27 protein-coding genes are annotated in these 26,112 nt (G+C 73.0%); 10 read left to right on the top strand and 17 right to left on the bottom strand.

Going from position 1 to position 26,112, the window contains the following annotated elements:
• Positions 1–2: 2 nt before the first annotated feature.
• The 3 genes from CP977_RS23400 to CP977_RS35250 all read right to left on the bottom strand — a co-directional run bounded on the left by CP977_RS23400 (position 3) and on the right by CP977_RS35250 (position 3,857).
• Positions 3–1,019, bottom strand: coding sequence for an AAA family ATPase (locus CP977_RS23400; protein ID WP_062752253.1), 1,017 nt, complete (start codon positions 1,017–1,019; stop codon positions 3–5).
• Positions 1,020–1,140: 121 nt separating this feature from the next.
• On the bottom strand, positions 1,141–3,186 hold the full coding sequence (locus CP977_RS23395) for a VMAP-C domain-containing protein (protein ID WP_062752255.1): 2,046 nt from the start codon (positions 3,184–3,186) through the stop codon (positions 1,141–1,143).
• Complete coding sequence (locus tag CP977_RS35250; RefSeq protein WP_269145149.1) at positions 3,183–3,857, bottom strand: CU044_2847 family protein; 675 nt, start codon at positions 3,855–3,857, stop codon at positions 3,183–3,185. The genes CP977_RS23395 and CP977_RS35250 overlap by 4 nt, the downstream gene beginning before the upstream one ends.
• Positions 3,858–3,977: 120 nt before the next feature.
• Here CP977_RS35250 and CP977_RS23385 point away from each other — a divergent pair, with 120 nt between their 5' ends.
• Complete coding sequence (locus CP977_RS23385; RefSeq protein ID WP_005312030.1) at positions 3,978–4,160, top strand: DUF6104 family protein; 183 nt, start codon at positions 3,978–3,980, stop codon at positions 4,158–4,160.
• 30 nt (positions 4,161–4,190) lie between these two features.
• On the opposite strand, the gene CP977_RS23380 is transcribed toward CP977_RS23385, so the two are convergent.
• Positions 4,191–5,006: a hypothetical protein gene (locus CP977_RS23380; RefSeq protein WP_152370757.1), complete on the bottom strand. Its 816-nt coding sequence runs from the start codon at positions 5,004–5,006 to the stop codon at positions 4,191–4,193.
• Positions 5,007–5,156: 150 nt separating this feature from the next.
• Between CP977_RS23380 and CP977_RS23375 the strand changes: the two genes are divergently transcribed.
• Positions 5,157–6,032, top strand: a complete 876-nt coding sequence (locus CP977_RS23375; protein ID WP_109185363.1) for a DUF4097 family beta strand repeat-containing protein — start codon at positions 5,157–5,159, stop codon at positions 6,030–6,032.
• Between the two features lies 1 nt (position 6,033).
• Positions 6,034–6,942, top strand: coding sequence for a PadR family transcriptional regulator (locus CP977_RS23370; RefSeq protein ID WP_062752261.1), 909 nt, complete (start codon positions 6,034–6,036; stop codon positions 6,940–6,942).
• 160 nt (positions 6,943–7,102) lie between these two features.
• Here CP977_RS23370 and CP977_RS23365 read toward each other — a convergent pair whose 3' ends face one another.
• From CP977_RS23365 to CP977_RS23355, 3 genes are all read right to left on the bottom strand, one after another.
• Positions 7,103–8,518: a cellulase family glycosylhydrolase gene (locus CP977_RS23365; protein ID WP_183953276.1), complete on the bottom strand. Its 1,416-nt coding sequence runs from the start codon at positions 8,516–8,518 to the stop codon at positions 7,103–7,105.
• Between the two features lie 105 nt (positions 8,519–8,623).
• Positions 8,624–9,589 (bottom strand): zinc-binding dehydrogenase, encoded by a 966-nt coding sequence (locus tag CP977_RS23360; protein WP_152370756.1) that lies wholly within the window; start codon positions 9,587–9,589, stop codon positions 8,624–8,626.
• A gap of 227 nt (positions 9,590–9,816) precedes the next feature.
• Positions 9,817–11,025, bottom strand: a complete 1,209-nt coding sequence (locus tag CP977_RS23355; RefSeq protein WP_062752265.1) for an NAD(P)-dependent malic enzyme — start codon at positions 11,023–11,025, stop codon at positions 9,817–9,819.
• 537 nt (positions 11,026–11,562) lie between these two features.
• On the opposite strand from CP977_RS23355, the gene CP977_RS23350 reads away from it, so the two are divergent.
• The 3 genes from CP977_RS23350 to CP977_RS23340 are packed head-to-tail and all read left to right on the top strand — an operon-like array spanning position 11,563 to position 14,275.
• Positions 11,563–12,531: an ABC transporter substrate-binding protein gene (locus tag CP977_RS23350; RefSeq protein ID WP_062752267.1), complete on the top strand. Its 969-nt coding sequence runs from the start codon at positions 11,563–11,565 to the stop codon at positions 12,529–12,531.
• Between the two features lie 29 nt (positions 12,532–12,560).
• The gene (locus tag CP977_RS23345) at positions 12,561–13,511 is read left to right on the top strand and encodes an amino acid ABC transporter permease (protein ID WP_062752269.1); all 951 of its coding nucleotides are present in this window, start codon (positions 12,561–12,563) and stop codon (positions 13,509–13,511) included.
• Positions 13,508–14,275 carry an amino acid ABC transporter ATP-binding protein gene (locus tag CP977_RS23340; RefSeq protein ID WP_152370755.1) on the top strand — a complete coding sequence of 256 codons (768 nt, stop codon included), beginning with the start codon at positions 13,508–13,510 and terminating at the stop codon, positions 14,273–14,275. Before CP977_RS23345 ends, CP977_RS23340 begins: the two co-directional genes overlap by 4 nt.
• A 62-nt stretch (positions 14,276–14,337) precedes the next feature.
• Here the strand turns inward: CP977_RS23340 and CP977_RS23335 are convergent, their stop codons facing one another.
• Positions 14,338–15,087: a class I SAM-dependent methyltransferase gene (locus tag CP977_RS23335; RefSeq protein WP_152370754.1), complete on the bottom strand. Its 750-nt coding sequence runs from the start codon at positions 15,085–15,087 to the stop codon at positions 14,338–14,340.
• Positions 15,088–15,181: 94 nt separating this feature from the next.
• Here CP977_RS23335 and CP977_RS23330 point away from each other — a divergent pair, with 94 nt between their 5' ends.
• Entirely contained in the window at positions 15,182–15,802 is a 621-nt protein-coding gene (locus tag CP977_RS23330; RefSeq protein ID WP_152370753.1) for a CGNR zinc finger domain-containing protein, read from the top strand.
• On the opposite strand, the gene sodX is transcribed toward CP977_RS23330, so the two are convergent.
• Positions 15,715–16,140 (bottom strand): nickel-type superoxide dismutase maturation protease, encoded by a 426-nt coding sequence (gene sodX / locus CP977_RS23325; protein WP_152370752.1) that lies wholly within the window; start codon positions 16,138–16,140, stop codon positions 15,715–15,717. The two genes, CP977_RS23330 and sodX, sit on opposite strands and share 88 nt — an antisense overlap.
• A gap of 174 nt (positions 16,141–16,314) precedes the next feature.
• Between sodX and sodN the strand changes: the two genes are divergently transcribed.
• On the top strand, positions 16,315–16,710 hold the full coding sequence (gene sodN, locus CP977_RS23320) for a superoxide dismutase, Ni (RefSeq protein WP_053640538.1): 396 nt from the start codon (positions 16,315–16,317) through the stop codon (positions 16,708–16,710).
• A 106-nt stretch (positions 16,711–16,816) separates the two neighbouring features.
• On the opposite strand, the gene CP977_RS23315 is transcribed toward sodN, so the two are convergent.
• From CP977_RS23315 to CP977_RS23305, 3 genes are all read right to left on the bottom strand, one after another.
• The gene (locus CP977_RS23315; RefSeq protein WP_152370751.1) at positions 16,817–18,244 is read right to left on the bottom strand and encodes a serine/threonine-protein kinase; all 1,428 of its coding nucleotides are present in this window, start codon (positions 18,242–18,244) and stop codon (positions 16,817–16,819) included.
• Positions 18,245–18,303: 59 nt separating this feature from the next.
• Positions 18,304–18,948, bottom strand: coding sequence for a hypothetical protein (locus CP977_RS23310; RefSeq protein WP_062752274.1), 645 nt, complete (start codon positions 18,946–18,948; stop codon positions 18,304–18,306).
• 211 nt (positions 18,949–19,159) lie between these two features.
• Positions 19,160–20,128, bottom strand: a complete 969-nt coding sequence (locus tag CP977_RS23305; RefSeq protein WP_183953277.1) for a LysR family transcriptional regulator — start codon at positions 20,126–20,128, stop codon at positions 19,160–19,162.
• A gap of 185 nt (positions 20,129–20,313) precedes the next feature.
• On the opposite strand from CP977_RS23305, the gene snpA reads away from it, so the two are divergent.
• Complete coding sequence (gene snpA, locus CP977_RS23300; RefSeq protein ID WP_062752276.1) at positions 20,314–20,967, top strand: snapalysin; 654 nt, start codon at positions 20,314–20,316, stop codon at positions 20,965–20,967.
• Between the two features lie 101 nt (positions 20,968–21,068).
• Here snpA and CP977_RS23295 read toward each other — a convergent pair whose 3' ends face one another.
• The 5 genes from CP977_RS23295 to CP977_RS23275 form a co-directional block, all read right to left on the bottom strand.
• Complete coding sequence (locus CP977_RS23295) at positions 21,069–21,482, bottom strand: DUF6304 family protein (RefSeq protein ID WP_062752277.1); 414 nt, start codon at positions 21,480–21,482, stop codon at positions 21,069–21,071.
• Positions 21,483–21,568: 86 nt separating this feature from the next.
• On the bottom strand, positions 21,569–21,796 hold the full coding sequence (locus CP977_RS23290) for a hypothetical protein (protein WP_109185359.1): 228 nt from the start codon (positions 21,794–21,796) through the stop codon (positions 21,569–21,571).
• Positions 21,797–21,844: 48 nt separating this feature from the next.
• A complete protein-coding gene (locus CP977_RS23285) occupies positions 21,845–22,426 on the bottom strand; it encodes a dihydrofolate reductase family protein (RefSeq protein WP_152370750.1) in 582 nt (193 codons plus the stop codon).
• Positions 22,427–22,554: 128 nt separating this feature from the next.
• Positions 22,555–23,598, bottom strand: coding sequence for a family 2 encapsulin nanocompartment cargo protein polyprenyl transferase (locus CP977_RS23280; RefSeq protein ID WP_183953286.1), 1,044 nt, complete (start codon positions 23,596–23,598; stop codon positions 22,555–22,557).
• A gap of 218 nt (positions 23,599–23,816) precedes the next feature.
• Complete coding sequence (locus CP977_RS23275) at positions 23,817–25,232, bottom strand: family 2B encapsulin nanocompartment shell protein (protein WP_062752281.1); 1,416 nt, start codon at positions 25,230–25,232, stop codon at positions 23,817–23,819.
• Positions 25,233–25,486: 254 nt separating this feature from the next.
• Between CP977_RS23275 and CP977_RS23270 the strand changes: the two genes are divergently transcribed.
• Positions 25,487–26,077 carry a peptidoglycan recognition protein family protein gene (locus tag CP977_RS23270; protein WP_183953278.1) on the top strand — a complete coding sequence of 197 codons (591 nt, stop codon included), beginning with the start codon at positions 25,487–25,489 and terminating at the stop codon, positions 26,075–26,077.
• The last annotated feature ends 35 nt before the right edge of the window (positions 26,078–26,112 follow it).

The following is a 26,112-nucleotide window of genomic DNA, read 5'->3' as shown; positions in this document are numbered from 1 at the left end:
CCTCACCTCGGCTGGTCGAGCGGTTGCATGAGCATGTCCGCGATGCGCTCCCTGGTGACCCGCTCGGCGCGGGAGGCGTGCTGGGTGAGGTAGAGGGCGTTGAGGAGCTGGTCGGTGGCGATCACCTCGCCGGGCTCGCGGTTCAGGAACCGCTGGACGAGGTCCCGTTCGCCCTCGCCGGTGGCGGCCCCGGCCCCGAGGTGGGCCTCGATCATGGCGCCGAGCTGCTCCTCGCCGGGCGGTTCGAGCTCCAGGCGGATGCAGCGGCGCAGCAGGGCGGCGGGGAAGTCCCGTTCGCCGTTGGAGGTGAGGACGATGAAGGGGAAGGTGGTGCAGCGGACCCGGCCGCCGAAGATCCGCACCTTGCGCCCGTCGTCGCCGAGGACCTCCACGACGGGCTCCCGGTCGGCCAGCCGCTCCAGCTCGGGGATGGCGAACTCGCCCTCCTCCAGGGCGTTCAGGAGGTCGTTCGGCAGGTCGAGGTCGCTCTTGTCGAGCTCGTCGATGAGCAGCACGCGGGGCTGTTCGGAGGGGAGCAGCGCGGTGCCGAGCGGGCCGAGCCGGATGTACGAGCCGATGCCGGCCGGGGCGGCGGCGGAGGGGCCTGACGCGTCGGTGCGGGCGCGCTCCAGCTGCACGTCCTGGAGGCGTCCGATGGCGTCGTACCGGTAGAGGCCGTCCTGGAGGGTGGTGCGGCTGACGATGGGCCAGCGCAGCACGCGCCCGAGGCCCAGTTCGTGGGCGACGGCGTGGGCGAGGGTGGACTTGCCGGTGCCGGGGTTCCCGGTGACGAGGAGCGGACGCCGCAGGTACAGGGCGGCGTTGACGGCGTCGGTCTCGGCGGGCCGGGGGTGGTGGTTCTGCACGAGCCGGCGGCGGACGCCGAGCCTCCGGTCGGAGCCGGCCAGGGTGTCGTCCGTGCCGCCGGCCGAGAAGTCGCGCCAGGGCGGCGGGGCGGGCAGCCGCCGTATCTCGTCGTGCGGGAGACCGGCACCACGGTAGATCCGCCAATCGCTCACGATGGACTCCTCCTGGCTGCGGTGTCGGTGCCGGGCCCGTCGAAAATACCGCCCGGGGGCGGGGGCTGCCGATGCCCGTTCCGGCCGGATCGCGGCGGTGTCGTCCCGGTGGTCGCTCCGGTCACTGCTCCCCCTCCCCGAGCAGGGGCGGGGCCTCCAGGCGCCCGCCGTGCGGGGGCCGGTCGGGCGGGTCGAGGAGTACGGCGATGGTCTCGGCCCACGCGTAGGCGGCCCGCGCCTCGGGTCCCGCCGCCCGGTCGGGGGCGCGGGTGCGCAGGGAGCGGACCGGGCCGCGCACGTCCCAGGCGGTGGCGGCGTCCGCGAGCAGCCGGTCGGCCCGCTCGTGGAACTCCGCGCAGTCGGTGTGGTCGTGGGCGCCGGTCCGCCAGAGGGCCAGCGGGTGGCCCGCGGCGAGGGCGGCGTTCATCGCCATGAGCCCGTCGCCGCTGCCGACCGGGCCGCAGTGGACGGGGACGGCGCCGCCCTCGGCGTCGCGCAGCCGGTCGTAGGCCTCCGCCCAGGTCTCCCGGCGCACGCGCGCGGTGTGGGCGTCCGGGCCCGCGCCGGGCACCTCGGCGCGCAGCGGGACGGCGCGCAGCGGGCCGCGCTCCCCCGCCGCCCAGCGCTCGCGCCATTCGGGGGCCGGTTCGCGGGCGTGGCGGCGGGCGTCGCGGATGACGACGATCCGGCGCTGGCCGAGGGTGGTCCCCCAGGCGTCCTCGGGGCCCTGGGGCGGTTCGAGCCGCCAGGTGTCGAGGGGTTCGTCGAAGAGCTCGCGCGGCAGGACCGCCTCCACGGCGGCGAGGTGCGGTCCGCTGTCGCCGCGCCGCAGGGCGTCCGCGAGCGGTTCGCGCAGGGTCTCCCGGAGCCTGGCCCGCTCGACGCCCCGGTCGTCGCAGTGGAGCGGGCTGACCGTGTGCCCGTCGAGGAGGAGCTTGACCCGCCAGGGGTAGCGCCGGTCGTAGCGGGGGGTGTCGATCTCCAGGAGGACGTCGGCACGCGCACGGGGTTCGCGCACGGAGAGGGACGCGGGCCGGCCGGGGCCGACGAGCCGGTCGATCGCGCGCCTCAGGTGCCGGTCGGCGTCGCCCGACTCGTCGACGATCCAGTGGGTGAGGGCGGCGGTGTCGGCCCGCTCGCCGTACCGCTCGGAGACGTGCCGGACGACGTGGGCCGCGTACAGGAGGACGGCGTCGAGGTCGAGGTCGCGGACGCCGTCCCGGCGGGGCGCGCGCAGGCCCCGGAGGAGTCCGGCGCCCTCGCTCCAGGTGCGCGGGTCGTCCTCCAGGGCGTCCGGCAGGTCGTCGTCCCTGATCCAGGCCTTGACCTGGTCGACGAGGTCCATGACCTCGCCGGGCGCGGTGGGCGCGGGGAGTTCGGCGAAGTGCCCGTACAGCTGGGTGCGCAGGCCGGGGCCGACGCCGTGGGCGGCGGACAGCAGCCGCTGGGCGCGGGTCCAGTCGGGCCGGTCGTCGAGGGAGCGGTAGCGGGCGAGGTGGTGGCGGTCGTGGGCGCGCAGCGCCTCGCCCATCGCCCCGCCGCCGGGGAGGTCGTGGAGCCGGCGCAGGGCGGTGACGGGGACGACGGCGCCGCCGTCGCGTCCGCGTCCCTTGTTGAGGCCGACGACGGCCCCCTGGGCGAGGTCGACGACGGGGCCGCCGGAGCAGCCCTCGACGGGCATGACCCAGTCGGTGATCAGGGCCTGTCCGTCGCTGCCGATCAGATTGCCCTGTACGTGCCGGACGCCGAGCTCGCCGGTCTCGCGGGACCAGCCGTGCAGCCCGACGGCGGTCGGCGGGACGGGCGGGCGCTCGCCGAGGCGCACGCAGGACGCCTTCTGCGTGCCGGGCACGCGCAGCAGGGCGACGTCGGGGAAGGCCCACCGGTCGGGCGGGTCCCCGGGCCGCTCGGGGCGCGGCAGGGCGAGCACGACGGTGCCCGTGGCCTCACGGGTGGTCTTGCCGTCCTCCCAGGTCACGCCGACGACCGGCTCGCTCCTCCACACCGCGCTTCCCCCCTCGGCCACCACATGGGCGCAGGTCAGCACCCAGCCGGGGGCGATGAAGAACCCGGTGCCCCAGTACCGGTCGCCGTGCGGGTCATACCCGCTGCCGGGAGCGGCGATGCGTACGAGTGCGGGGCGCACGAGAGCGTCGAAGGCGCTCATGCGGCTCCGTCGGCCGCCGGACGCGCGTGGGGGCCGTTCCCGGGGGACGGGGCGGTGTCCTCCGCGTGGTCCTCCGCGTGCGGGGCGCGCGCCGGGGGGACGGGCGGCGCGGGGGGCTCGGGGGGTGCCGGGGGCGCGGGAGGGGTGGGAGGCGCGGCCGGGACCGGCGGGACGGCCGGCGGGCGGTACGCGGGCGCGTGGGCGGTGGCCGGGACGGAGCCCTCGTCCGGGACGGGTACGGATCCGGGCCTTGGTACGGGTCCGGGTCCGGGTCCGGATCCACTTCCCGCTTCGGCTCCGGTTCCCGCTTCAAGTCCTGGCCCTGGTTCGGGTCCTGATTCGGGCCCGGGTTCGGTCCAGGTGAGGGAGACGTTCACGGAGGCCGTGCCCGACCCGTCCGCGAGGATCCCGATCACCTTGCCCGACTGCGCCGTCAGTTCGATGCCGAAGCTGACGGCGACCTCCACGGGCCCTTGGGGGTCGAGCCCGGCGCGCAGCGAGCCGACCACGCCGCGCACGACGTCCGTGAGTCCCCCGGCCATGGAGACCACCCGGTCCCTGACGCCGGTGTCCTGGAACCCGCCGCCCCCGCCGAGCTCCTCCGCGTCGCCGACCCGCGCCCACACGGGCGTGCCGTCGTCCAGCCGAATCCGCGCGATCCCCCGTGCCACAGCGGCCCCCGCTCCCCGAAGCGATGTTGGATCCAGAAGGCTAATGGGTGGGACTGACGGGCGACAGGGGACGGAGGAGGACGGCGTAAACACGGCGGGGGCACGACCTATCCTGATCGCATGTACTTCACCGACCGTGGCATCGAGGAACTGGAGAAGCGGCGCGGCGAGGAGGAGGTCACCTTCGAGTGGCTCGCCGAGCAGCTGCGGACGTTCGTCGACCTCAACCCCGACTTCGAGGTGCCGGTCGAGCGCCTCGCGACCTGGCTGGCCCGTCTGGACGACGAGGACGACGAGGAGTAGGGCGCCGCCGCACCCCTGGCCGCCGTACGGTCACCGCTCCCTGAGCCGGTCGTAGGCGAGTCCGAGCGCGCCGTGCGCGACGAGCAGGGCCCCGGCCGTCGCCCAGCCGCCGCTGCGCCGTCCGGCGCCCCAGAGCAGCAGCGGCACCCCCGCCAGGAGCTGTGCCCCGCCCAGCACGCGCGCCCGGGGGCCGCGCAGGTACGGGCCGAGGGGGCCGCCCTCCACCGCGTCGAGCTCGGCGCGCACCGCGTCCCTCCAGGCGGCTCCTTCGATCTGTTCGGCGCCCTGCGCGAGGGCGACGGAGCGGAGCCGGTCGGCGTGGTCCCCGGGGACGAGTCCGGTGGGCAGTGCGAGGCCGGCGCGGGCGAGGACCGCGACGATCCCGACGAGCCGGCTGTGGGCGTCGGCCTCCGGGTCGGGGGCGGTGAGCGGTTCGAGGGCCTGCACGTCGAGGACGGGGTCGAGGGCGAGCCGGACGGCGAAGGTGCGCATGGCCTCGTCCTCGCCGACGGGGGTGCCGTCCGCGAGCCAGGTGTAGCCGACCGTGCGGCGGAAGCCGGAGGCCAGGGTGAGTCCGGCCCGGTCGCGGTCCCACCACAGCGCGACGACGGGCCAGGTGGCGGCCGGGACGGCGAGGGCGGTGGCCCAGCCGGTGACGACCTGCTCGACGGGCTCCCCGCCGTGCAGCCAGGGCTTCCCCTCCGGTACGAGGACGCTCCAGTCGGGGCCGGCGGGGGCGAGGAGCAGGTGCTCTCCGAGCAGCCGGGCCGGCGGCCGGACCGCCGGGGGATCGGCGCGGCAGAGCAGCAGCGCCCCGACGGACTTCGGTCCGGATGTCGCGTTCATGCCCCTACGCTAGGCCAATTTGTCCGCTTAAGGGGGTCATTGCACACCCTGCCTCAGGGAAGAGTCAGGGTTGACTTCACTCGACCGCGATATATCGTGTTGCTTCGAGAGACGCGATATGTTGCGTTGCCGACACGGGAGGTCAGCACCATGACAGAGTGGTCCGTCACCGAGCCGACGAAGCTGGCGCCGGCCGACCCCGTGACGCGCCTGCGGATCCGCATCGTCAACGGCGCGGTGAACGTGGTGGGGACGGACGAGGACTCCGCCCGTGTGGAGATCTCCGAGGTCGACGGCCCGCCGCTGCTCGTGTCGCAGGACGGCTCGACCCTGACCGTGGGCTACGAGGACCTCCAGTGGAAGCACGTCCTCAAGCTGTTCGACCGCAAGGAGTACCGGCGCCGCGCCGTCGTCTCCGTCGCCGTCCCCGCGGGGGTCGACGTCGAGGTGGGCGTGGTCGGTGCCGAGGCCGTCGTCTCCGGCATCAGGGGGCGTACGGAGGTGCGCGGCGTCAGCGGCGACACCACCCTCCTGGGGCTCTCCGGCCCGGTCCGCGCCGAGAGCGTCTCGGGGAGCCTGGAGGCCCAGTCGGTCACGGGCGCCCTGCACGCGAACTCCATGACCGGGGACGTGACGGTGATCGAGGGCGCCGGCGGCTCCGTGCGGGCCGAGACGATCAGCGGCGACATGGTCGTCGACCTCGATCCGGCCGGGCTCGACGGCCTGCCCGCCGACATCCGGCTCTCCAGCGTCTCCGGCGAGGTCGCCATCCGCCTCCCGCACCCGGCCGACGCCCGGGTCGAGGCGAGCACCACGAGCGGCTCCGTGTCGAACGCCTTCGAGGACCTCCGGGTGGGGGGCCAGTGGGGCGCCAAGACCGTCACCGGCACCCTCGGCTCCGGCCGGGGCACGCTCAAGGCCACCACCGTCTCCGGCTCCATCGCCCTGCTCCGCCGCCCCGAGGCGGACGAGGATCCCGGCGCCGGCCCTTCCTCCACCCCCTCCGCGACCGGAAAGGTGCTCTGACATGCCGCCCGTCTTCGCCCACGGCCGCCTCCGCCTCTACCTGCTCAAGCTGCTCGACGAGGCCCCGCGCCACGGCTACGAGGTGATCAGACTCCTGGAGGAGCGCTTCCAGGGTCTCTACGCGCCCTCGGCCGGCACGGTCTACCCCCGCCTGGCCAAGCTGGAGGCCGAGGGGCTCGTCACCCACGCCAGCGAGGGGGGCCGGAAGGTCTACTCGATCACCGAGGCGGGCCGTGCCGAACTGGCCGGGCGCGGCGCCGAACTGGACGACCTGGAGCGGGAGATCCGCGAGTCGGTGTCGGAGCTGGCGGCGGAGATACGCGACGACGTGCGCGGCGCGGCCGGCCGGGTCCGCAGCGAGATGCGCGCGGCGGCGGGCCGGGCCCGCGCGGCGGAGTCCCCCTCGTTCGCCGACGCCAAGGAGGAGCTGCGCCGGGTCGGGCAGGAGTGGAAGCAGCAGGCCCGCGAGGCCCGCGCGGAGGCCCGGTCGGCGCGCCGCCAGGCGAAGGAGTTCCAGCGGATCGCCCAGCAGGTCCAGGAGGAGGTCCAGGACCGCTTCTCGCGGGGCGACTGGCCCAAGGGTGTCTGGGAAGGGATCTCCGGCATCACGGCCCAGCTCGGTGACCTGGTGACGGGCACGACCCATCCGAAGGCCGCCGGCGCCGCCGACCGGGAGCCGCCCTTCGCGGCGGCCCCGGCCGACGGGACGCCGGAGTGGGCGCGGGACGTGGAGGGTTCGGGCGACCCGGCCCGTGACCTCGACCGGCTCCTCGACCGCTTCCGCGACGAGGTCCGGGACGCGGCCCGGGACCACGGGGTGACCTCGGAGCAGCTGGCCGAGGCCCGCCGCCACCTCTCGACGGCGGCCCACCGCATCACGGACCTGCTGCACCCCGAACGGAAGGGGTGAACGACCGGAAGCGAGGGGCGCCGGGGCGGCGGCAGGACGGGGCGGACGGCCGACGCGGGACGGGCCGCAGGCACCGGCGGCCCGTCGGTACCAGGCCGGCGGCACCGGCGGCCCGTCGACACCGACCCGCCGTCAACTGCCCGGCGTCAGCTGTCCGCCGTCAGCTACGGGTCGCCGTGACCGTCACGCGGGCGTCGGGGGCCGCGAGGATCCAGGCCCGGCCCCGGTCCTTGCGGAGGACGAGGGCCGCGCCCCGGGCCGTCACCCGCCAGTCGCCGGGCGGCAGGGAGAGCTCGGTGACCCGGGAGCCGCGGCGCCCGGCGGCGTCGTAGGTGAGGCGGTAGACCCCGGTCCCGGAGTCGTACGTGGTGGAGCGGACCCGTCCCGCGACCGCCTCCGCGTACGGCTCGGCGGTCAGCTCCTTGTTGGTGCGGAAGGCGCCGGTGCCGTCGACCGCGCAGTAGCCGCCGCCGTAGCACCACACGTAACCGGCCCAGCCGGAGCCGTACCGGCCGAGGGAGGACATCGCGTCGCGGTAGAAGCGGTTCATGTTCGGCAGGGAGTTGTTGAGCGGCCCCCACTCCCCCACCACCACGGGCACCTTGTACTGCTCGGGGTAGCGGGTGACGGCCCGCTCGTAGCTCTCGATCCAGCCGGCGGCGGGGTCGTAGTCGGCGCCGGCCTCCATGCCGGTGTTGTAGAAGTGCGGGGCGTAGACGACCTTCGGGTCGTGGATCCGGCCGAGCCCGGTGGGCACGCCCTCGCCCACGATGGGGGTCGGCTCGACGAAGATCCAGGCGTCCCGGTCGACCGTGCGGACGGCGTCCGCGAGCCGGTTGTAGAGGGGGGTGAGCTGGTCCCGTTCGATGCGCCGGGCCGCCGTGGCCAGGTCCTCGCCCTCCCGGACCTCGCCCATCGGCTCGTTGATCAGGTCGTAGCCGAGGAGGGCCGGGTGGTCGTCGAGGCGGTCGGCGAGCACCCGCCACATGCGGGCCTGGGCGCGCCGCAGGTCCTCGTCCTCGTACAGGTGGGTGAAGGCCCGCTGGACGGCGGGCTCGAAGTACTCGGAGAACCAGTCGTCCGGGCGCGGGGTGAAGGGCAGCCCGTCGGTCCTGGTCGCCCACGCGGGGATGCCCCGGTGGCCGAACGCGGGGCCGAAGACGTCCTGGTGGGCATCGACGAGGACCTTGACGTCGTGCTTCTCCGCCCAGTCCAGGATGCGTTCGATCTTCCGCAGGTAGGCCTGGCTGTACTGGCCGGGCCGGGGCTCCAGGTCGTCCCAGAAGACCAGGAGCCGGGCGAAGTTGAAGCCCTTGGCCCGCATGTCGCGGAAGTGCTTCTCGGTGACGGCCGAGAGGGCGGCGTCGCCTCGGTTCGCCTTGTCCTCGACGTTCCAGCCGCGCAGGGTGAGGACGCGGCCGTGCTCGTCGGTGAGGGCGGGGATGCCGGCGCCGGCCGTGCGTCCGGCCCCGTCCCCGGTCTCCGCACGGGCGGCCGTCGGGGCGAGCAGCGCGGCGGCGACGGCGCTCGCGAGGAGAGCGGTTCGCCAGGTGGTGGACCAGGTGGTTCGCGGCAAGGGGGACCTCCGGCACGTCGGTGTGTTCGGGGTGCGCGTGCCGGAGATCCCATCAGCATTACTGACGAGTCATCAAGAGGTCGTCGGAAGATCTTCGGGCGGTCGTCAGGAGGTCGTCAGGACGACCTTGCCGAAGAGGTCGCCCGCGGCCATCTTCTCGAAGCCCTCCCGCGCCCGGTCGAGGGGCAGGACGTCGTCGATGACCGGGCGGACGCCGGTGGCCGCGCAGAAGGACAGCAGGTCCTCCAGCTCGTCCTTGGAGCCCATCGTGGAGCCGACGACCTTCAGCTCCAGGAAGAAGATCCGGGTCAGCTCGGCGTACGAGGGACGGTCGCCGCTGGTGGCGCCCGAGATGACGAGCGTGCCGCCCGGCCGCAGCGACTTGACCGAGTGGGACCAGGTCGCGGCGCCGACGGTCTCGATGACCGCGTCCACCCGCCCCGGGAGCCGCGCGCCCGGCTCGTACGCCTCGACGGCGCCCAGTTCGACGGCCCGCTTGCGCTTCTCCTCGTCGCGGCTGGTGGCGAAGACCCGCAGGCCTGCCGCCTTGCCGAGGGCGATCGCGGCGGTGGCCACGCCGCCGCCGGCGCCCTGCACGAGGACCGAGTCCCCGGGCCGTACGCCGGCGTTGGTGAAGAGCATGCGGTAGGCGGTCAGCCAGGCGGTGGGCAGGCAGGCGGCCTCCTCGAAGGAGAGCTCCTTCGGCTTGGGCAGCACGTTCCAGCGGGGGACGGTGACCCGCTCGGCGAAGGTGCCCTGGTAGCGCTCGGTGAGGATGGACCGGGGCTCGTCCGGGCCGACGCCGTGACCCGTCTGGCCGATCACGGAGTGCAGGACGACCTCGTTGCCGTCCTCGTCGATGCCGGCGGCGTCGCAGCCGAGGATCATCGGCAGCTTCTCCTCGGGCAGGCCCACTCCGCGCAGCGACCACAGGTCGTGGTGGTTGAGCGAGGCGGCCTTGACGGTCACGGTGGTCCAGCCGGCCCGCGCCTCGGGTTCGGGGCGTTCGCCCAACTCAAGGCCGTTCAGCGGCTGGTCACGGTCGATTCGGGCGGCGTAGGCAGCGAACATGGCCCCGACCCTAGGGCGCGCGGGCGGGCGGGGGAACCACACCCCGGTGTGACCCGTGTCGCCCGGCGGCCCCTGGACACCGGGACCGTCCCGTACGAGCACCTGCGCACCGGGGGCGTCCCCGTACGCGCCCGTATGCAAACGCCCGCTCGCGGACCCTCCCCGTACGCCGAAGGGCCCCGTCCCGGCGGTGCGGAACGGGGCCCTTCGGCGGTGCCGGAGGCGCGTCAGCGGCGGGCGACGCCCTCGGCGCGGGCGGCGGCGGCGACCGCGGCCGTGACGGCCGGGGCGACCCGCTCGTCGAACGGCGACGGGATCACGTAGTCGGCGGCGAGCTGGTCGCCGACCACGTCCGCGAGCGCGTTCGCCGCGGCGATCTTCATGCCCTCGGTGATCCGGGAGGCCCGGACCTGGAGCGCGCCGGCGAAGATGCCGGGGAACGCGAGGACGTTGTTGATCTGGTTCGGGTAGTCCGAACGGCCGGTCGCCACGACGGCCGCGTACTTGTGCGCGACGTCGGGGTGGACCTCGGGGTTCGGGTTCGCCATGGCGAACACGAAGGCGTTCGGGGCCATGGTGGCGACGGCCGCCTCGGGGACGGTGCCGCCGGAGACGCCGATGAAGACGTCGGCGCCGGCCAGGGCGCTCTCCAGGGAGCCCGTCAGGCCGGCCTTGTTGGTGATCTCGGCCAGCTCGCGCTTGACGTCCGTGAGGTCCTCGCGGTCGCGGCTGACGATGCCCTTGCGGTCGGCGACGGCGACGTCGCCGAGGCCGGCCTCCAGGAGGAACTTCGCGATCGCGACTCCGGCCGCGCCGGCGCCGGAGATGACCGCGCGCAGGTTGCCGAGGTTCCGGTCGGTCAGCTTCGCCGCGTTGCGCAGGGCCGCGAGGGTGACGATCGCGGTGCCGTGCTGGTCGTCGTGGAAGACCGGGATGTCGAGGCGCTCCTGGAGCTTGCGCTCGATCTCGAAGCACCGCGGGGCCGAGATGTCCTCCAGGTTCACGCCGCCGAAGGAGGGGGCGAGCCGGACGACGGTCTCGACGATCTCGTCGGTGTCGGTGGTGGCGAGGGCGATCGGGACCGCGTCCACGCCGCCGAACTGCTTGAAGAGGATGGCCTTCCCCTCCATGACCGGGAGGGAGGCCTCCGGGCCGATGTCGCCGAGGCCGAGCACGGCCGTACCGTCGGTGACGACCGCGACGACCTGGGACTTCCAGGTGTAGTCGTTGACCAGCTCGGGCTGCTCGGCGATCGCGGTGCACACCTTGGCGACACCGGGCGTGTACGCGAGGGACAGGTCGTCCTTGTTCCGGACGGGAACGGTGGCCTGCACGGCCATCTTGCCGCCCCGGTGGAGGGCGAAGACAGGATCGAAGGGCTCCTCGGGAGCTTCCGTACCGCTGTCGTTGTGAGGGTTGACGATCTCCGCTGCCATTGGGTTGACCCCTTGAGTCTGTTTCATTTGAGGGTGGCCACTCCCGGTTCGGGAGGGGTGGGGAGGCACCGCGGCCGCCTGGTCGGGCAGCCGCTCGGGCGCGCCGCACAACGCGCCCTGAGCCCCGGATGAGGGGTGTAAGGATCCTTCTTACCGGACGGACGGCACCGCAGACGAGTCCATAACCGTTCGGTGACACGACTCATACCGAGAGCATCCGGGCACGGTCGGGTGATGACACGTCACACGATGTCCGCATAGATGCCCAGGGCACCCGATTGGCGGTCTTGGTGTCGTCCGGATGGCGAGATCGACCGGAGATTTTTCGGTGTCTCGGAGGTGATTCCGCAGAAGGTCCGGCCTTGATGGAGCGGTCTGTCGCGATTCGGGGGTCGCCCGTTACCCGATTTTGACATCCGTGGCCGTCGGTTTGAGGCAGTCCGAATGGCAAGATGCCGTAATCACACAAGGCCGCGACACTCGAAGATGCGTACGTGGCCACCTGGCATCTCCCTGATACGCCGGAGGAACCCGACCATGACCGCACGCTCCACGCGCTGTACGACCGCCGCCAAGACCCGCACCTCCCGTCTTGCCGCGGTCGCCGCCATCGCGGTCGCCGGCTCCATGCTGCTGACCGCCTGTGGCGACCAGACCGAGGGCGGTTCGGCGGAGGGCACCTCACCCTCCCAGAAGCCGGCCTCCAACGCGCCGCTCTTCTCGAAGCTGCCGGCCGACATCCAGAAGTCCGGTGTCATCAAGGTCGGCACGGACGCCTCGTACGCCCCGATGGAGTTCACCGAGGGCGGCAAGATCGTCGGCGTCGACCCCGACATCGCGCAGGCCCTCAGCAAGCAGCTCGGCGTCAAGCTGGAGTTCGTCTCGGGCACCTTCGACGGTCTGATCACCTCGATCTACACCGGTCGCCAGGACCTGATCATGTCCTCGATGACGGACAACAAGAAGCGCCAGGAGGGCCTGGACGACAACGGGAAGAAGATCGGCAAGGGCATCGACTTCGTCGACTACTTCAGCTCCGGCGTCTCCCTGCTGGTCAAGAAGGGCAACCCGCAGGGCATCAATTCCCTCGACGACCTCTGCGGCAAGACCGTGGCCGTCCAGCGCGGCACGATCTACGAGGACACCTTCAAGGCGCAGGCCGCCAAGTGCGGCGACAAGAAGCTGACGATCCAGGCCTTCGACACCGACGCCGAGGCGCAGACCCGCGTCAAGGCCGGCGGCGCGGTCGCCGACCTGAACGACTACCCGGTGGCCGCGTACATCGCGAAGACCTCGGGCGGCGGCAACGACTTCGAGGTCGTCGGCAGCCAGAGCGACGTCGGCCTCTTCGGCATCGGCGTCTCCAAGGACAAGCCCCAGCTGCGTGACGCGATCAAGGAAGCGCTCGACGCCATCATCAAGGACGGCTCCTACGCCGAGGTCCTGAAGAAGTGGGACGTCGAGGACAGCGCGGTCAAGTCGGCCACCGTCAACGCCGGCAAGTGACCTCGTCGCACCACTGAAGGGCAGTCGTCATGACTGACAAGATCCACAAGGACCCGGCCGCCGCTCCGGCCGGGTCCGGCCCCTCGGGCTCCACCCCGTACGAGGCGATCAAGGCCGTCCCCGTGCGGCACTACGGCCGCTGGGTCAGCGCCGTGGTGGTCGTGGTCCTCCTCGGTTGGCTGGTCTACGCCTTCTCCCAGGGCAACGTCATCTGGGACACGGTGTGGGACAAGGTGTTCGACCCGTCGATCATCAGCGGCCTGTGGAACACCATCCTCATCAGCGTCGCCTCGATGGCGCTCGGCCTCGTCCTCGGCGTCCTCTTCGCCGTGATGCGGCTGTCCAAGAACCCGGTCACCGGCGCGGTGGCCTGGCTCTACATCTGGTTCTTCCGCGGCACGCCGGTCTACGTGCAGCTGCTCGTCTGGTTCAACCTGTCGCTGATCTTCCAGTACATCGACCTCGGGCCGATCTACAAGAACGAGACCGTGGACGTCATGACGCCGTTCATGGTGGCCCTGCTCGGCCTCGGCCTGAACGAGGGCGCCTACATGGCGGAGATCGTCCGGGCCGGCATCCAGTCCGTCGACGAGGGCCAGACCGAGGCGGCGCACGCGCTCGGCATGTCCCAGACGAAGACCATGGGGCGGATCGTCCTTCCGCAGGCCATGCGGGTGATCGTGCCGCCGACGGGCAACGAGTTCATCAACATGCTGAAGACCTCGTCGCTGGTCTCGGCCGTGCAGTACACCGAGCTGCTGCGGGCCTCGTCGAACATCGGCAGCACGGCCGGCGCCGTGATGGAGATGCTGTTCGTCGCCTCCATCTGGTACCTGGCGCTGACCAGCGTGTTCAGCGTCGGCCAGTACTACCTGGAGCGTCGCTTCTCCCGCGGTTCGACCCGCAACCTGCCGCCCACCCCCTGGCAGCGGGTCAAGGCGAACCTGACCACCTTCAAGCGATCGGCGGTGTCCGGATGACCGGCGAGCCCATGGTCAAGGCCGAAGGCGTCCACAAGTCCTACGGCGCCGCCCACATCCTCCGGGGCATCGACCTGGAGGTCCGCAACGGCGAGGTCTTCTGCCTGGTCGGTCCGTCCGGCTCCGGCAAGTCGACCTTCCTGCGCTGCATCAACCACCTGGAGCGCATCGACGCCGGCCGGCTCTCGGTCGACGGGCACCTGGTGGGCTACCGCCAGAAGGGCGACAAGCTCTACGAGCTGAAGGACAGCGAGGTCGCGCTCCAGCGCCGCGACATCGGCATGGTCTTCCAGCGCTTCAACCTCTTCCCGCACATGACGGCCCTGGGCAACGTCATGGAGGCGCCCATCCAGGTGAAGGGCGAGTCGAAGGCGGTGGCGCGCGAGCGCGCCGAGCGCCTGCTCGACCGGGTCGGCCTGCGGGACAAGATGGGGAACTACCCCACGCAGCTCTCCGGCGGCCAGCAGCAGCGCGTGGCGATCGCCCGCGCGCTGGCGATGGAGCCGAAGCTGATGCTCTTCGACGAGCCGACCTCGGCGCTCGACCCGGAGCTGGTCGGTGACGTCCTCGACGTCATGCGGGACCTGGCCGAGTCGGGCATGACGATGGTCGTCGTCACGCACGAGATGGGCTTCGCCCGCGAGGTCGGCGACTCGCTGGTCTTCATGGACGGCGGCGTGGTGGTCGAGTCGGGCAACCCGCGCGACGTCCTGGGCAACCCGCAGCACGACCGGACGAAGGCGTTCCTGTCCAAGGTGCTGTAGCGCGTACGGGAAGGGGCGGTACGGGATCTCCCGTACCGCCCCTTCGTCCGTCTCCGCCCCGGCTACTTCACGGCGAGGAGCAGGGTGTCGGAGGGCGAGGCCCAGACGGTCCGGGCCTCGCCGAAGCCGGCGGTGCGCAGGGTGTCGGCGTGCCAGCGCGGGGAGGGCATGTCGCCGTCGGCGTGCTCGCCGTAGATCTCGAAGCGGCGGGCGGTGGGCCCGGCGAGGACGGGGTCCTTGGCGGCGAGGGCCCACCAGTCGGTCCAGTCGAGGACCCCGGCGGCCTTCTCGCGGTCCATGCGCGCGTGCCGCAGGGCCCGCTCGGCGGCGTTGATGCGCGGGGTGGTCTCGTCGATCATGTGGTCGGCGTTCATGAGGACGCCGCCGTCCCGGACGAGCCCGGCGAGCTGCCCGTAGAGGGCGGCGAGGGGCTCGCTGTGGAACCAGTGCAGGGCGGTGGCGGTGAGGACGGCGTCGTACGCGTCGTACGGCAGCCTCGCAGCCCACGCGGGGTCCTTGAGGTCGGCGGTCACGAAGGTGACGCGCTCGTCCCCGGCGAAGTGCCCCTCGGCGATGGCGAGGAGGGCGGGATCGAGATCGACGCCGGTACTGGTCGCCTTCGGGAACCTCTTGAGGAGCCGATCCGTGATACTTCCCGTACCGCACGCGAGGTCGAGGACGCGGGGCTCCGGCCCCACCAGCGCCTCGACCATGTCGAGCATCACGCGGAACCGCTCCTCGCGGTCCGGCATGTACCACTCCTGCTGACGGTCCCAGCTCTGCTGCCAGCCCGCCCAGTCGGTTCCGGTCATCGCCGCGCCCTCCCCACTTCGTAATACCCTCGAAGGGGAAACAGCCGTTACCCCCTTCGACCGAGACACTAGCCCGCCGAAGTAAGGACTACAAGTGGAACTGGCCCATTACTCGGATTTCGCCGTGCGTCTGGTCAACACCGAGGAGCCGGTCCGCGGCAAGGACTCCCTCACCTCCGTCGAGGTGGTGCGGGACCTCTTCGGCGAGGCCTCCCAGATGGCCCGGCGGGTCACCGAGGCGGACGTGCCCCGCTTCCGCGCGATCCGGACGCGGCTGCGGGCGGTCTTCACGGCGGCCGACGAGGGCGACCAGACGGGGGCCGTGGACCTCCTGAACTCCCTGCTCCTGGAGTTCCCGGTCAGCCCCCAGATCTCGGGCCACGACTTCCTGGACGAGGAGGGCCGGCCGCGCTGGCACATGCACCTCGCGGACCACTCCTCGAACGCGACGACGGGGTACGCGGCCATCTGCGCGATGGGCCTCGCCTTCCACCTCACCGAGTTCGGCGCGGACCGGCTGGGCCTGTGCCAGGCGCCGCCCTGCCGCAACGCCTACCTGGACACCTCCACCAACCGCTCACGGCGCTACTGCTCGGACCGCTGCGCGACCCGCGCGAACGTGGCCGCCTACCGGGCCCGCAAGCGCCTGGAGGCGGAGCGCACGGGCCTGACGCACGAGACGAGCCAGGAGAGCACCACCCCGGCCGAACGCTGACGCCCCGGCGTCACCGGCCGGTACCGCGCCCGCACCCGCCCGAGCACGAGTTCGGGCGGTACGGCCCCGAAGACCCGGCTGTCCCCCTCGGCGTCCGGGTTGTCGCCGAGCACCCACCAGCCGCCGTCGCGCCGCTCGATCAGACGCTTCACGACGAGCAGGTCCTGCTGGAGCGGATGGCGCAGCACGGCCACGCACCCGGGCCGCAGCCGCCCGCCGTAGTGCACGAGCAGCCGGTCCCCGTGCAGCAGCGTGGGCACCATCGACACGCCCGTCACCTCGGCGATCCCGAACGGAGCCCCGGCCTCCCCCGCCCGCTCCCGCCCCGACCCGCTCATCCGGCACCTCCCGATCCGCACGCGCGCGAACCCTCTGATCCACTCGTCCACTCGTACACGAGTCCCATGGTGACCCTGGACTTTTGACCTAAGCCCCCGGGGGCGCCCGAGAAAACGCCCTTCTCACCGAGTAATGTCCCACCTGAGAAGACGATCACGAGGAAGGACGGCTCAATGCTCTCCCGCCTGTTTGCCCCCAAGGTGAAGGTCAGCGCCCACTGCGACCTCCCGTGCGGCGTGTACGACCCGGCCCAGGCCCGCATCGAGGCCGAGTCCGTCAAGGCTGTCCAGGAGAAGTACCAGGCCAACGAGGACCCGCACTTCCGGGCCCGCGCCACGGTCATCAAGGAGCAGCGCGCGGAGCTCGCCAAGCACCACGTCTCGGTGCTCTGGAGCGACTACTTCAAGCCCCCGCACTTCGAGAAGTACCCCGAGCTCAACCAGCTGGTCAACGACACCCTGAAGGCCCTCTCGGCCGCCAAGGCGTCGACGGACCCGAAGACGGGCGAGAAGGCGCTGGAACTCATCGCCGAGATCGACCGCATCTTCTGGGAGACGAAGAAGGCCTGACCTTCTTCCGGATCTCCTTCCGGTCGGCCCGTCCCGCACGCGCGTGGGGCGGGCCGACCGGTTTTTTACACCCCGGTCCGCGACCGCGTGGACCGGGGCGGCCCCCTCAGGAGAGGTTCCACTCCTCGGCGGGCAGCGCGTGCCACAGGTCGAGCCGGTCGGGGAGCAGGAAGAGGGGCCGGGTCAGGACGGCGTCGCCGGCGCGTTGGGGCCGGATCGCCAGGCCGAGGTCGGCGAAGACCGGGTCGGCGGCGGGGCTGTACGTCAGGCTGCCGGGGCGCGGTGCCGTGCGGTGGACGAGCCAGTCCTCCACCCGGGACGGCGCGCAGCCGGTCAACGGGGCTCCGTCCAGTCTCACCTGGGGGCCGGTGAGGGCGTCCACGGCCACGCACCCCAGGCGGCCGTCCCGGAAGAGGGCCCTGACCCCGCTCCCGGTGAAGTCGACGCAGCGCGGTTGCCGGTCCTCGCCGGGGCGGGAGGGGGACGGGCGTTCGCCGAGGGCGTCGGCGATCTCCTCCGGGGCCATTCCGAAGTGCAGGGGCCCGACTCCCACGTACGGCGTGAACGTCCACTCGGCGCGTTCCTCCTCCCGGGCGATCCGCCACGGGCCGCGGTGCCCCGCCCCGCTCCCCGGGGCGACCACGGGCGGCTCGGGGGCCGGGCCGCGCGAAGTCGGCCGTACGGGCGCGGTCCGGGCCTCGCGCCGGCGGTCGAACCATCCCGGAGCCGCGGTGTCCTCGGGCTGTTCCGCCAGCCGGCGGATCGCCTCCTCCTGCCCCTCCGCGAACGGGTCGTCCGCCAGGACGCGTATCTGCTCCAGGGCCGCGCGGCGCTCCTCCTCCGCTACGACGAGACCGGTGACGTCCTCGCCCCAGGCCGCCAGCCGCTCCCGGGCGATCCACCGGTAGGACGAGTCCGCGCTCACGGCCAGGGCCGTGCGGACGGCGGGTGCGTACCGGGGCACGGACGGGGCGAGGGCGGGGTCGTCCAGGAGCAGTGCGGTGGCCGCGAGCGCGGCCTCCCTCACTCGTGGATCGTCGGCGTCGCAGAAAACCACGATGCGGTCGTGGAGCACCGGCCGTACCGCACGGGCGGCCGGATCCCGCACCGTACCTACACCGCCCTCGATGTCCGGAGGGGCTTCCGGGCGGGTGAGGTCGGCGAACGAGGCGAGCCAGTTGAGCAGTTCGGCACGCAGCGGCCGCCGGCCCGCCCTGCCCTCCCACCGGTCCTCGGCGAGGGTGCGCGGGTCGTCGAGCAGACGGGCGACGACCAGGGCCGCCGGGGCGGTCGCCGGAAACACCCGCTCCCGGTGGAGGAGCAGCCGGTACAGATCCTCCACCGCCCGCACCCGCCGGGCCGGGTCGGCCGCGAGCAGAGCCCCGAGGACGTCCGGGGTGTCGGGCACCCCGTGCCGGCCCGTACAGACGTGCGGCAGCTCCTCCCAGGCGATGCCGGCGAGTTCCGCCCGCGCCGCGGGCGGCAGGGAGTCGGCGGGGGCGCCGGGGAGGTCCGGGGTCGCTTCGTCGTTCACGGCCGCAGTGTTCCAGCCGCTTCCGACAACAGCACCGCCCGGGCCCGTCGGACGCCCCTTTACGTCCGGGTCGCGCCGCGCGTACCGGGGTGTTCCGGTAGGCCGAGGGCCCTGGCGAGGGCCCCGTGGAGCCGGGACGCGTGGGCGGGGAGGTGGGTGGTCGCCCAGGTGGCGGTGAGGTGGAGGAAGGCCGTCAGGTCGTGTTCCGCGGCGGTGAGGAGACGGCGGAGGTCGGTGAGGGGGAGTTCGATCACCGGGCCGTCCTCGCGGTCGGCGTCGACGGTGAGGCGGGCCCGGTCGCCGATCCGCTCGGCGGCCGGGGAGGGGTCGTGGCCGAAGGACGCCCAGCCGGCGCCGTCGAGGACCTCGGACCAGTCCGTACGTTCGTCCAGGCCGTTGCAGCAGCCCGGTGACAGGACGGCGCCGGTCGCCGTGTCGGTCACCCGGAGGCCGCCGGGGGCGAAGAGGTCGTCCAGGTTGAGCAGGCCGTGGAGGAAGGCCCCCAGCGGGTCCGACGGCCTGCGCGGCCCGTCCTCCGGCTCGAAGTCGTTGGCCTTCGCGATGCTCATGACGGCGGTGCCGACCCCGGCCGGGGACAGGTCGCCGTTCAGGGGCACGAAGTCGTACGGGGCGAGGGCCGCCACCGGCCACAGGTCGAAGCCGTCGGCGGGGCAGACCTCCAGGACGGGGCGCAGGACGATCATCCGGTGAGTGTGCGGCGGCGCGCGGCGGTCGCGCCAGGGGATTTCCGGGGTACGTCGCGGAGGGGGCCCGGAACGCGCCACGGGGTTTACGAGGGCCCGTCACAGGGGTTCCGGGGCGCGTCACGAGGGTTACGGGGTACTCCGCAGGGGCTCCGCAGCACGTCTCGGGGTCCCGGAACGCGCCGGGATTCCCCGGGCGCGTCACGGCCGCTCACACCGCCGTCAGGCACGGGCCCACCGACAGGCCGGCCGCCGTCCCCTGGCTCCGTAACCACTCGCGGTACGGGGTCGCGCGCAGGGCCGCCTCCCGGTAGGCGGCGGCGAGTTCCGCGTACAGGACGTCCAGCGGCGCGCCCGGGCGCGCGTACAGGAGGAGGCGGACGGCCAGGGGGTCGCCGCGCAGGGGGCGGACGGCCATGTCGTCGCGCGGGCCCGAGGTCGGCTGGCAGGGGGCGACGGCCTCGCCGAGGACGATGAGCGAGGCGGCCGTGTGGTAGTCGCCGTGCAGCAGCGGCGGGTCGATGCCCGCGGCGTGCAGGACCCGCCGCAGGCCGTCCCACTCGCCGTCCACGGTCGGGTCGACCATCCAGTGGTCGTCGGCGAGGTCGGTGAGGTCCACGACGGGCCGGGCGGCGGCCGGATGGTCGCGGGCCATGGAGACGAACTGCGGTTCGCGGGCGACCAGGACCCGTTCCACGAGGCCCTCGGGGACCCGCAGCGGGCAGCCCTCCACCTCGTGCACGAAGGCCACGTCGAGCTGCCCGGCGGCGACCATGCGGAGCAGCCCGTGGGCGGAGACGTCCACCCGCAGGCCGACCTCGGTGCCGGGCAGCCGCTGGCGGAGCCGGCGCAGCCAGCCCGGGAGGGCCCGGCTGGCGGTGGAACCGACGCGGAGCCCGGGTCCGGCGGCGCGGGCGGCCGCGGCCCGGGTCTCGGTGACGAGCGCGGCCATGTCCGCGACCAGGGGGCGGGCCCGGCTGAGCAGCGAGCGGCCGAGCGGGGTGGGACGGCAGCCGGTGCGCCCCCGCGAGAAGAGCTCGGCGCCCAGGGAGTTCTCGATCCGGCGCAGCTGCGTGGTCAACGAGGGCTGGCTCATGCCCAGTTGCCGCGCCGCCTTGTGCAGGCTGCCCGCGTCCGCGATGGCGCAGAGCGCGCGCAGATGTCTCACCTCCAACTCCATGCCCCGAGGGTAGGGCGGCACCGTGGGACGCACCAGATACCCGGAACCCTTCAATCGCCTTTCATTCCAAGGCTGTTGACCGGAAGGGGAGAGGTGATGCGGTGGGACTATCGGCGGTTGGCATCATCCCCGTACGCCCCGGCTCCCTCCAGACTCTCTCCGACCCCACACAGGAGGAGCCCCCCATGCGTCATCCCAAGGTCCTCAACGCCGCGTTGACCGCCGTCCTCGGCCTCGGTCTCGCCGCCTCGCTCGGCGCGGCCCCGGCCGCCGCCGCGCCCGACGACCGGCCCGTGTCCGCCCGCGGCGCCGCCGTGGCGTACGCCGGTTCGGCCGAGGAGGCAAGGGCCAACCAGGCCTTCTTCGACGCCGTCGTGGAGTCGGTGGCGAAGAAGCGGGCCGCCGCCCCCGGCGCCGCCGCCGTCACCGTCGTCTACAACGCCGCCAACGCGCCGAGCTTCCGCACCCAGATCGCCCGCTCGACCCAGATATGGAACAGCTCGGTGGTGAACGTCCGGCTCGTCGAGGGCAGCAACCCCGACTTCCGCTACTACGAGGGGAACGACTCCCGCGGCTCGTACGCCAGCACCGACGGGCACGGCCGCGGCTACATCTTCCTCGACTACCGGCAGAACCAGCAGTACGACTCGACCCGGGTGACCACCCACGAGACCGGGCACGTCCTCGGGCTCCCGGACCACTACAGCGGTCCGTGCAGCGAGCTGATGTCGGGCGGCGGCCCCGGCACGTCCTGCCGGAACGCCCAGCCGAACGCACAGGAGCGGGCGCGCGTCGACCAGCTGTGGCGCTACGGCCTCGCCTCGGCCTTCAAGGACTGACGGAGCGGGGGTACGAGTACGGCGGCGGCGTCCCTCCCCGGGCGCCGCCGTCCCCGTTCCTGTCCTCGGCTCCGTTCCCGGCCCCGCAGGCCCTTCGGCCGTCAGGCCGGCTGGAGGAGGGCCCGGCCGAAGTCCGCGCCGGGCGGCAGCTGGCGCCGGACGCGGTCGAGGGCCCCTTCGAAGTCGCCGCCGGCGACGCACGCCTCGAAGGCGGCGCCGCCGTAGTGCAGCGCGAGGCTGAGGTCGGACCGTTCGCCGAGCGTCAACAGGCAGCTCAGCGTGGCCTGCTGGGAGGCACCGTCCACGACGACGGGGAGCGGCAGGTCCCACTCCAGGACGCAGCCGGTGAGGGCCTGCCCGTCGGCGGTGGCGAGCGCGGCGAAGCTCTCGCCCGCGTACTCGGCCTCCCTGATCCGGACGGCGACGCGCCGCCCGTCGGCCGTGATGACGATCGCTTCCGCGCCGCTGCGGTCCCGGTACCAGCCGGTCCAGACTTCTGTCGACTCCGATGACATGCGCGGACTGTAGCGGTACGACGGGCTCCACCGCGCGCCCGGTCACCCCGTGGCCGGACTTCTCCCGATCTCGGCGTTCTTGCCGGTCACATGCGGTGTCGCGGCTTCCGCGCCCCGTGCGCCTCACGACCGGCGCCCTCGGGCTGCTCGTGGCGCGGGCACTCCGGGTCGCGGCAGGGCTGCACCTCCCACTCAGGCACCCAGGCCCCGAGGACCTTGTGCCGGGTGGCCAGCACGGTGCGCGGACCGCCGCAGGCCGGGCAGGGGTGCTCGGCCAGCGGGTCCCGCGTCGTGCGAGACATCTCGTCGCCCATGCCTCCAGGGTAGGGCGCCCCGCCCGCGCACGCCTCCGTACGCGGGCGCTACCGCTTCCTGGAGTACCGGCGGACGAGTACGCCGTTGTCGAAGACCCGGACGTCGTCCAGCTCGAAGTCCCGGGGCTCGAAACCGGCGCCGAACATCGGCATGCCGGTGCCGTACATCTGCGGGTAGGTCTTGATGATCAGTTCGTCGATCTCGTCGACGAGTTCGCCGGCGACGGTGGAGCCGCCGCAGAGCCAGATGCCCAGCGGGCCGTCCTCGGCCTTGAGTTCGCGGACGCGGCCGACGAGGTCGTCGTGGATCAGCTCGACGTTCGGGTGGGGCGACTCGGTCAGGGAGCGGGTGGCGACGAGTTCGCGCAGGTGGTTGTAGGGGCTGGTGATGCCGATGTCCAGGGCGATCCGGTACGACCCCACTCCCTGGATCACGGTGTCGAAGTGCTTGCCGGGGTTGTCGATGCCGAGTGCTTCACGGCCCTGGGTGGGGACCGTCTCGGGGTATTCGGCGTTCATCCACCGGAGGTACGCCTCGTCCACGTACTTGTACATGGAGGTGGCGTCGCCCTCGGGGTCGCCTATGAAGCCGTCGATGGTGCAGGCGATGTAGTAGGTGAGCTTGCGCAAACCGGTCCTCTTTCGTTCAAGGGAAGTCCGGGCAGCGGATCACGTCCGCGACCACGTCAGCCATAGTGCTCTGGCTGTAGTGGTTGCGCAAGCCCTTTACCGTCTTCGCCGCCGGGCCGTGACGGCACTCAGCGCGTGCGCCGGGTGACGAACTCCGCCAGGGCGAGCAGGTCCCCCGCGGCCGCCAGGTCCGGGACCGCCCGCGCCAGGTGCTCGACGGCGCGGCCCATCCGCTCGGCCGCCTGGGCCTGGGCCCAGTCGCGCCCGCCGGCCCGCTCCACCGCGTCCGCCGCCGCCCGCACCCCCTCCACGTCGAGGACCGGCCGGGAGTACAGCTCGGCCAGCTCCTCCGCCGCCGGGGTCCCGGAGGTGAGCGCCGCCACCACGGGCAGCGACTTCTTGTGGGCGGCCAGGTCGGCCCCGGCCGGCTTGCCCGTGCGCTCCGGGTCCCCCCAGATGCCGATGAGGTCGTCGATCAGCTGGAAGGCGAGGCCCGCCTCCCGGCCGAAGGCGTCCATCGCCACGACCTCCTCCTCGTCCGCACCCGCGTAGAGCGCGCCGAGGGCGCAGGCGCAGCCGAGCAGCGCCCCGGTCTTGGCGGTGGCCATGGCCGTGCACTCGTCGAGGGAGACCTCGCGCGGGCCGCGCTGTTCGAGTGCGCAGTCCGCCTGCTGTCCCGCGCAGAGCTCGATGATGCAGGCGGCGAGGCGCGCGGAGGCGGCCGCCGAGGCGGGGTGCGGGTCCTCGGCGAGCAGCCGCAGGGCGAGCGCGCTCATCGCGTCGCCCGCTATCAGCGCGTCCGGGATGCCGAAGACCGTCCAGGCGGTGGGCCGGTGGCGCCGGGTCGGGTCCCCGTCGACGATGTCGTCGTGGAGCAGGGTGAAGTTGTGCGCGAGCTCCACCGCGGCCGCGGCCTTCACGGCCCCGGTCTCCTCGGCGCCGAGCGCGCGGGCCGCGGCGAGGACGAGGGCGGGCCGGATGGCCTTGCCCGCCTGCTCGGCGGCCGGGGAGCCGTCGGCGTGCTCCCAGCCGAAGTGGTACATCGCCACCCGGCGTATGGAACCGGGCAGGGTCTCGACGGTCGAGCGGAGCTGGGGCTGGACGGCCGTCCGCGTCCGGTCCAGGAGCGCCGCGGCCCCCTGGCCGCCGGTGGCGGCATCCGCACTGGTCATGGTCACGGTCACTTCCTTCGCGTCCTTCACGGCGGTCGCCCCGCACGGGCGACCGCTCTGCACGACAACGCCCCGCGCGGCGGCGACCGCCCGCGCGGTGACGTCCTGCGCGGCGACGACCCGTACGGCGACCGCTCCGTACGGCGGTCGTTCGCCGCGGTGGGCCGGGAGCGCCCGGGGCGGGAGGGTCCACTCCCCCGCCCCGGGGCGCCGCGGGCTCAGCGCCAGCGGCTGACCTCGACGTTCTCCAAGACGCCGAGCGCGTCCGGGACGAGGACCGCGGCCGAGTAGTAGGCGGTGACCAGGTAGGAGATGATCGCCTGCTCGTCGATGCCCATGAAGCGGACGGAGAGGCTGGGCTCGATCTCGTCGGGGATGCCGGTCTGGTGCAGACCGATCACGCCCTGGTCGGCCTCGCCGGTACGCATGCAGATGATCGAGGTCGTACGGGCGTCCGAGACCGGGATCTTGTTGCACGGGTAGATGGGCACGCCGCGCCAGGTCGGGATGCGGTTGCCGTTGACGTCGATGGTCTCGGGCACCAGACCGCGCTTGTTGAGCTCGCGCCCGAAGGCGGCGATGGCGCGCGGATGGGCGAGGAACATCTTGGAGCCCCGGCGGCGGGAGAGCAGCTCGTCCATGTCGTCCGGGCTGGGGGCGCCGTCGTGTGGCTGGATCCGCTGCTCGTAGTCGCAGTTGGAGAGGAGGCCGAACTCCTTGTTGTTGACGAGCTCGTACTCCTGGCGCTCGCGGAGCGCCTCGACCGTGAGCCGCAGCTGCTGCTCGGTCTGGTTCATCGGCTGGTTGTAGAGGTCGGCGACGCGGCTGTGGACCTTGAGGACGGTCTGGGCGACGCTCAGCTCGTACTCGCGGGGGGAGGCGTCGTAGTCGACGTACGTGTGCGGGACGACGGCCTCGCCGACGTGGCCGGCGGAGAGGTCGATGGCGGCCTCGCCGTAGTTGTTGGTGCGCTGCTCGGGCAGGGCGGCGACGGTCGCCAGGTGGGCGGCGAGCGAGCCGGCCCGGTCCGCGAGGTTCCGCACGTCGGCCCGGGTGAGCTCCAGGACCGTGCAGGCGGTGGCGGCCCGGGCGGTCCACTCCCAGGTGGCGTCCTCGCGGATCAGGGACGACTCGCCGAGGTAGGCGCCGTCGGCGAGGACGCCGAGGACCGCCTCGTCGCCGTACGGCCCCTCGCCGATCTGCTCGATCCGGCCGTGGGCGAGGAGGTACACCCGATCCGTGGGGGCGCCCGCGGTGGCGATGACCTCGCCCGCCGCGTACTCCCGCTGGGTGCAGCGGGACGCCAGCTCGGACAGCGCGTCCTCGTCCTCGTAACCGCGCAGGGCGGGGAGTTCGCCGAGTTCGGCGGGGATCACCGCGACGCGCTCGCCGGTCTGGACGAAGGTGACGCGCCCGTCCCCCACGGAGTAGCTGAGCCTCCGGTTCACCCGGTACGTGCCGCCCTGCACCTGGACCCACGGCAGCGCGCGCAGCAGCCACCGGGAGGTGATCTCCTGCATCTGCGGGGCCGACTTGGTGGTCGTGGCGAGGTTCCGCGCGGCGGCGGTGCCGAGACTCTGCTGCGGCGCCTGCTGCTCCGCGCGGACCTCGTCGCCAACCGAACCTACGGACATGGAACTCCCTCTCGTATGACTGAGTTGCGAGAGAAGCCTTTCAGTACGCAGCGTGTCGGCGCCATTACACAATCGAGTGGGACTGTTCGAAGATCTTCGGGGCATGTCACCGGTTTTTCCATCCTGACGGTCGAGCTCCGGCGGTCCCTCGCCACCCCTGTCCAAATCGGCTCGCACACGGTCCGAACGGATGGCGGCGGAGCGGCGGACTCCGGTACTCCGGAAGACCATCCGTCCTCCGGAAGGAGTCAGCCATGGCTGCGCCCATGTCCGCGAACAGGTTCCTCACCGCACTGCGCGCCGAGGGCCTCGCGGTCGTCCAGGTAGGCGACTGGTCCACCCACAACCGCAACCACAAGGGCCCCTGGGGCCCGGTGCACGGCGTGATGATCCACCACACCGTGACCCGGGGCACCGCCGGCACCGTCCGCGTCTGCCGGGACGGCTACGCGGGCCTGCCGGGGCCGCTCTGCCACGGCGTGATCGCCAAGGACGGCACCGTCCACCTCGTCGGCTACGGGCGTGCCAACCACGCCGGGCTCGGCGACGACGAGGTGCTCCGGGCGGTCATCGCCGAGCGGCGCCTGCCCCGGGACGACGAGGCCACCACGGACGGCAACCGGCACTTCTACGGCTTCGAGTGCGAGAACCTCGGGGACGGCGTGGACCCGTGGCCGAAGGTCCAGCTGGACGCCATCGCGAAGGCGGCCGCGGCCGTGTGCCGGGTGCACGGCTGGACCCACCGGTCGGTCATCGGCCACCTGGAGTGGCAGCCGGGGAAGTCGGACCCGAGAGGCTTCACGATGGCCTCCATGCGGGAGCGGATCGCGGAACGCATGCGGTAGCCGGACCGTACGGCCGCCGACCGCAGGGGCCCACG

Source organism: Streptomyces cinereoruber (genome assembly GCF_009299385.1).
GTDB lineage: Bacteria > Actinomycetota > Actinomycetes > Streptomycetales > Streptomycetaceae > Streptomyces > Streptomyces bikiniensis.
Note: the sequence above shows the minus strand (reverse complement) of the source record. Positions and strands in the feature narration are given on the sequence as shown.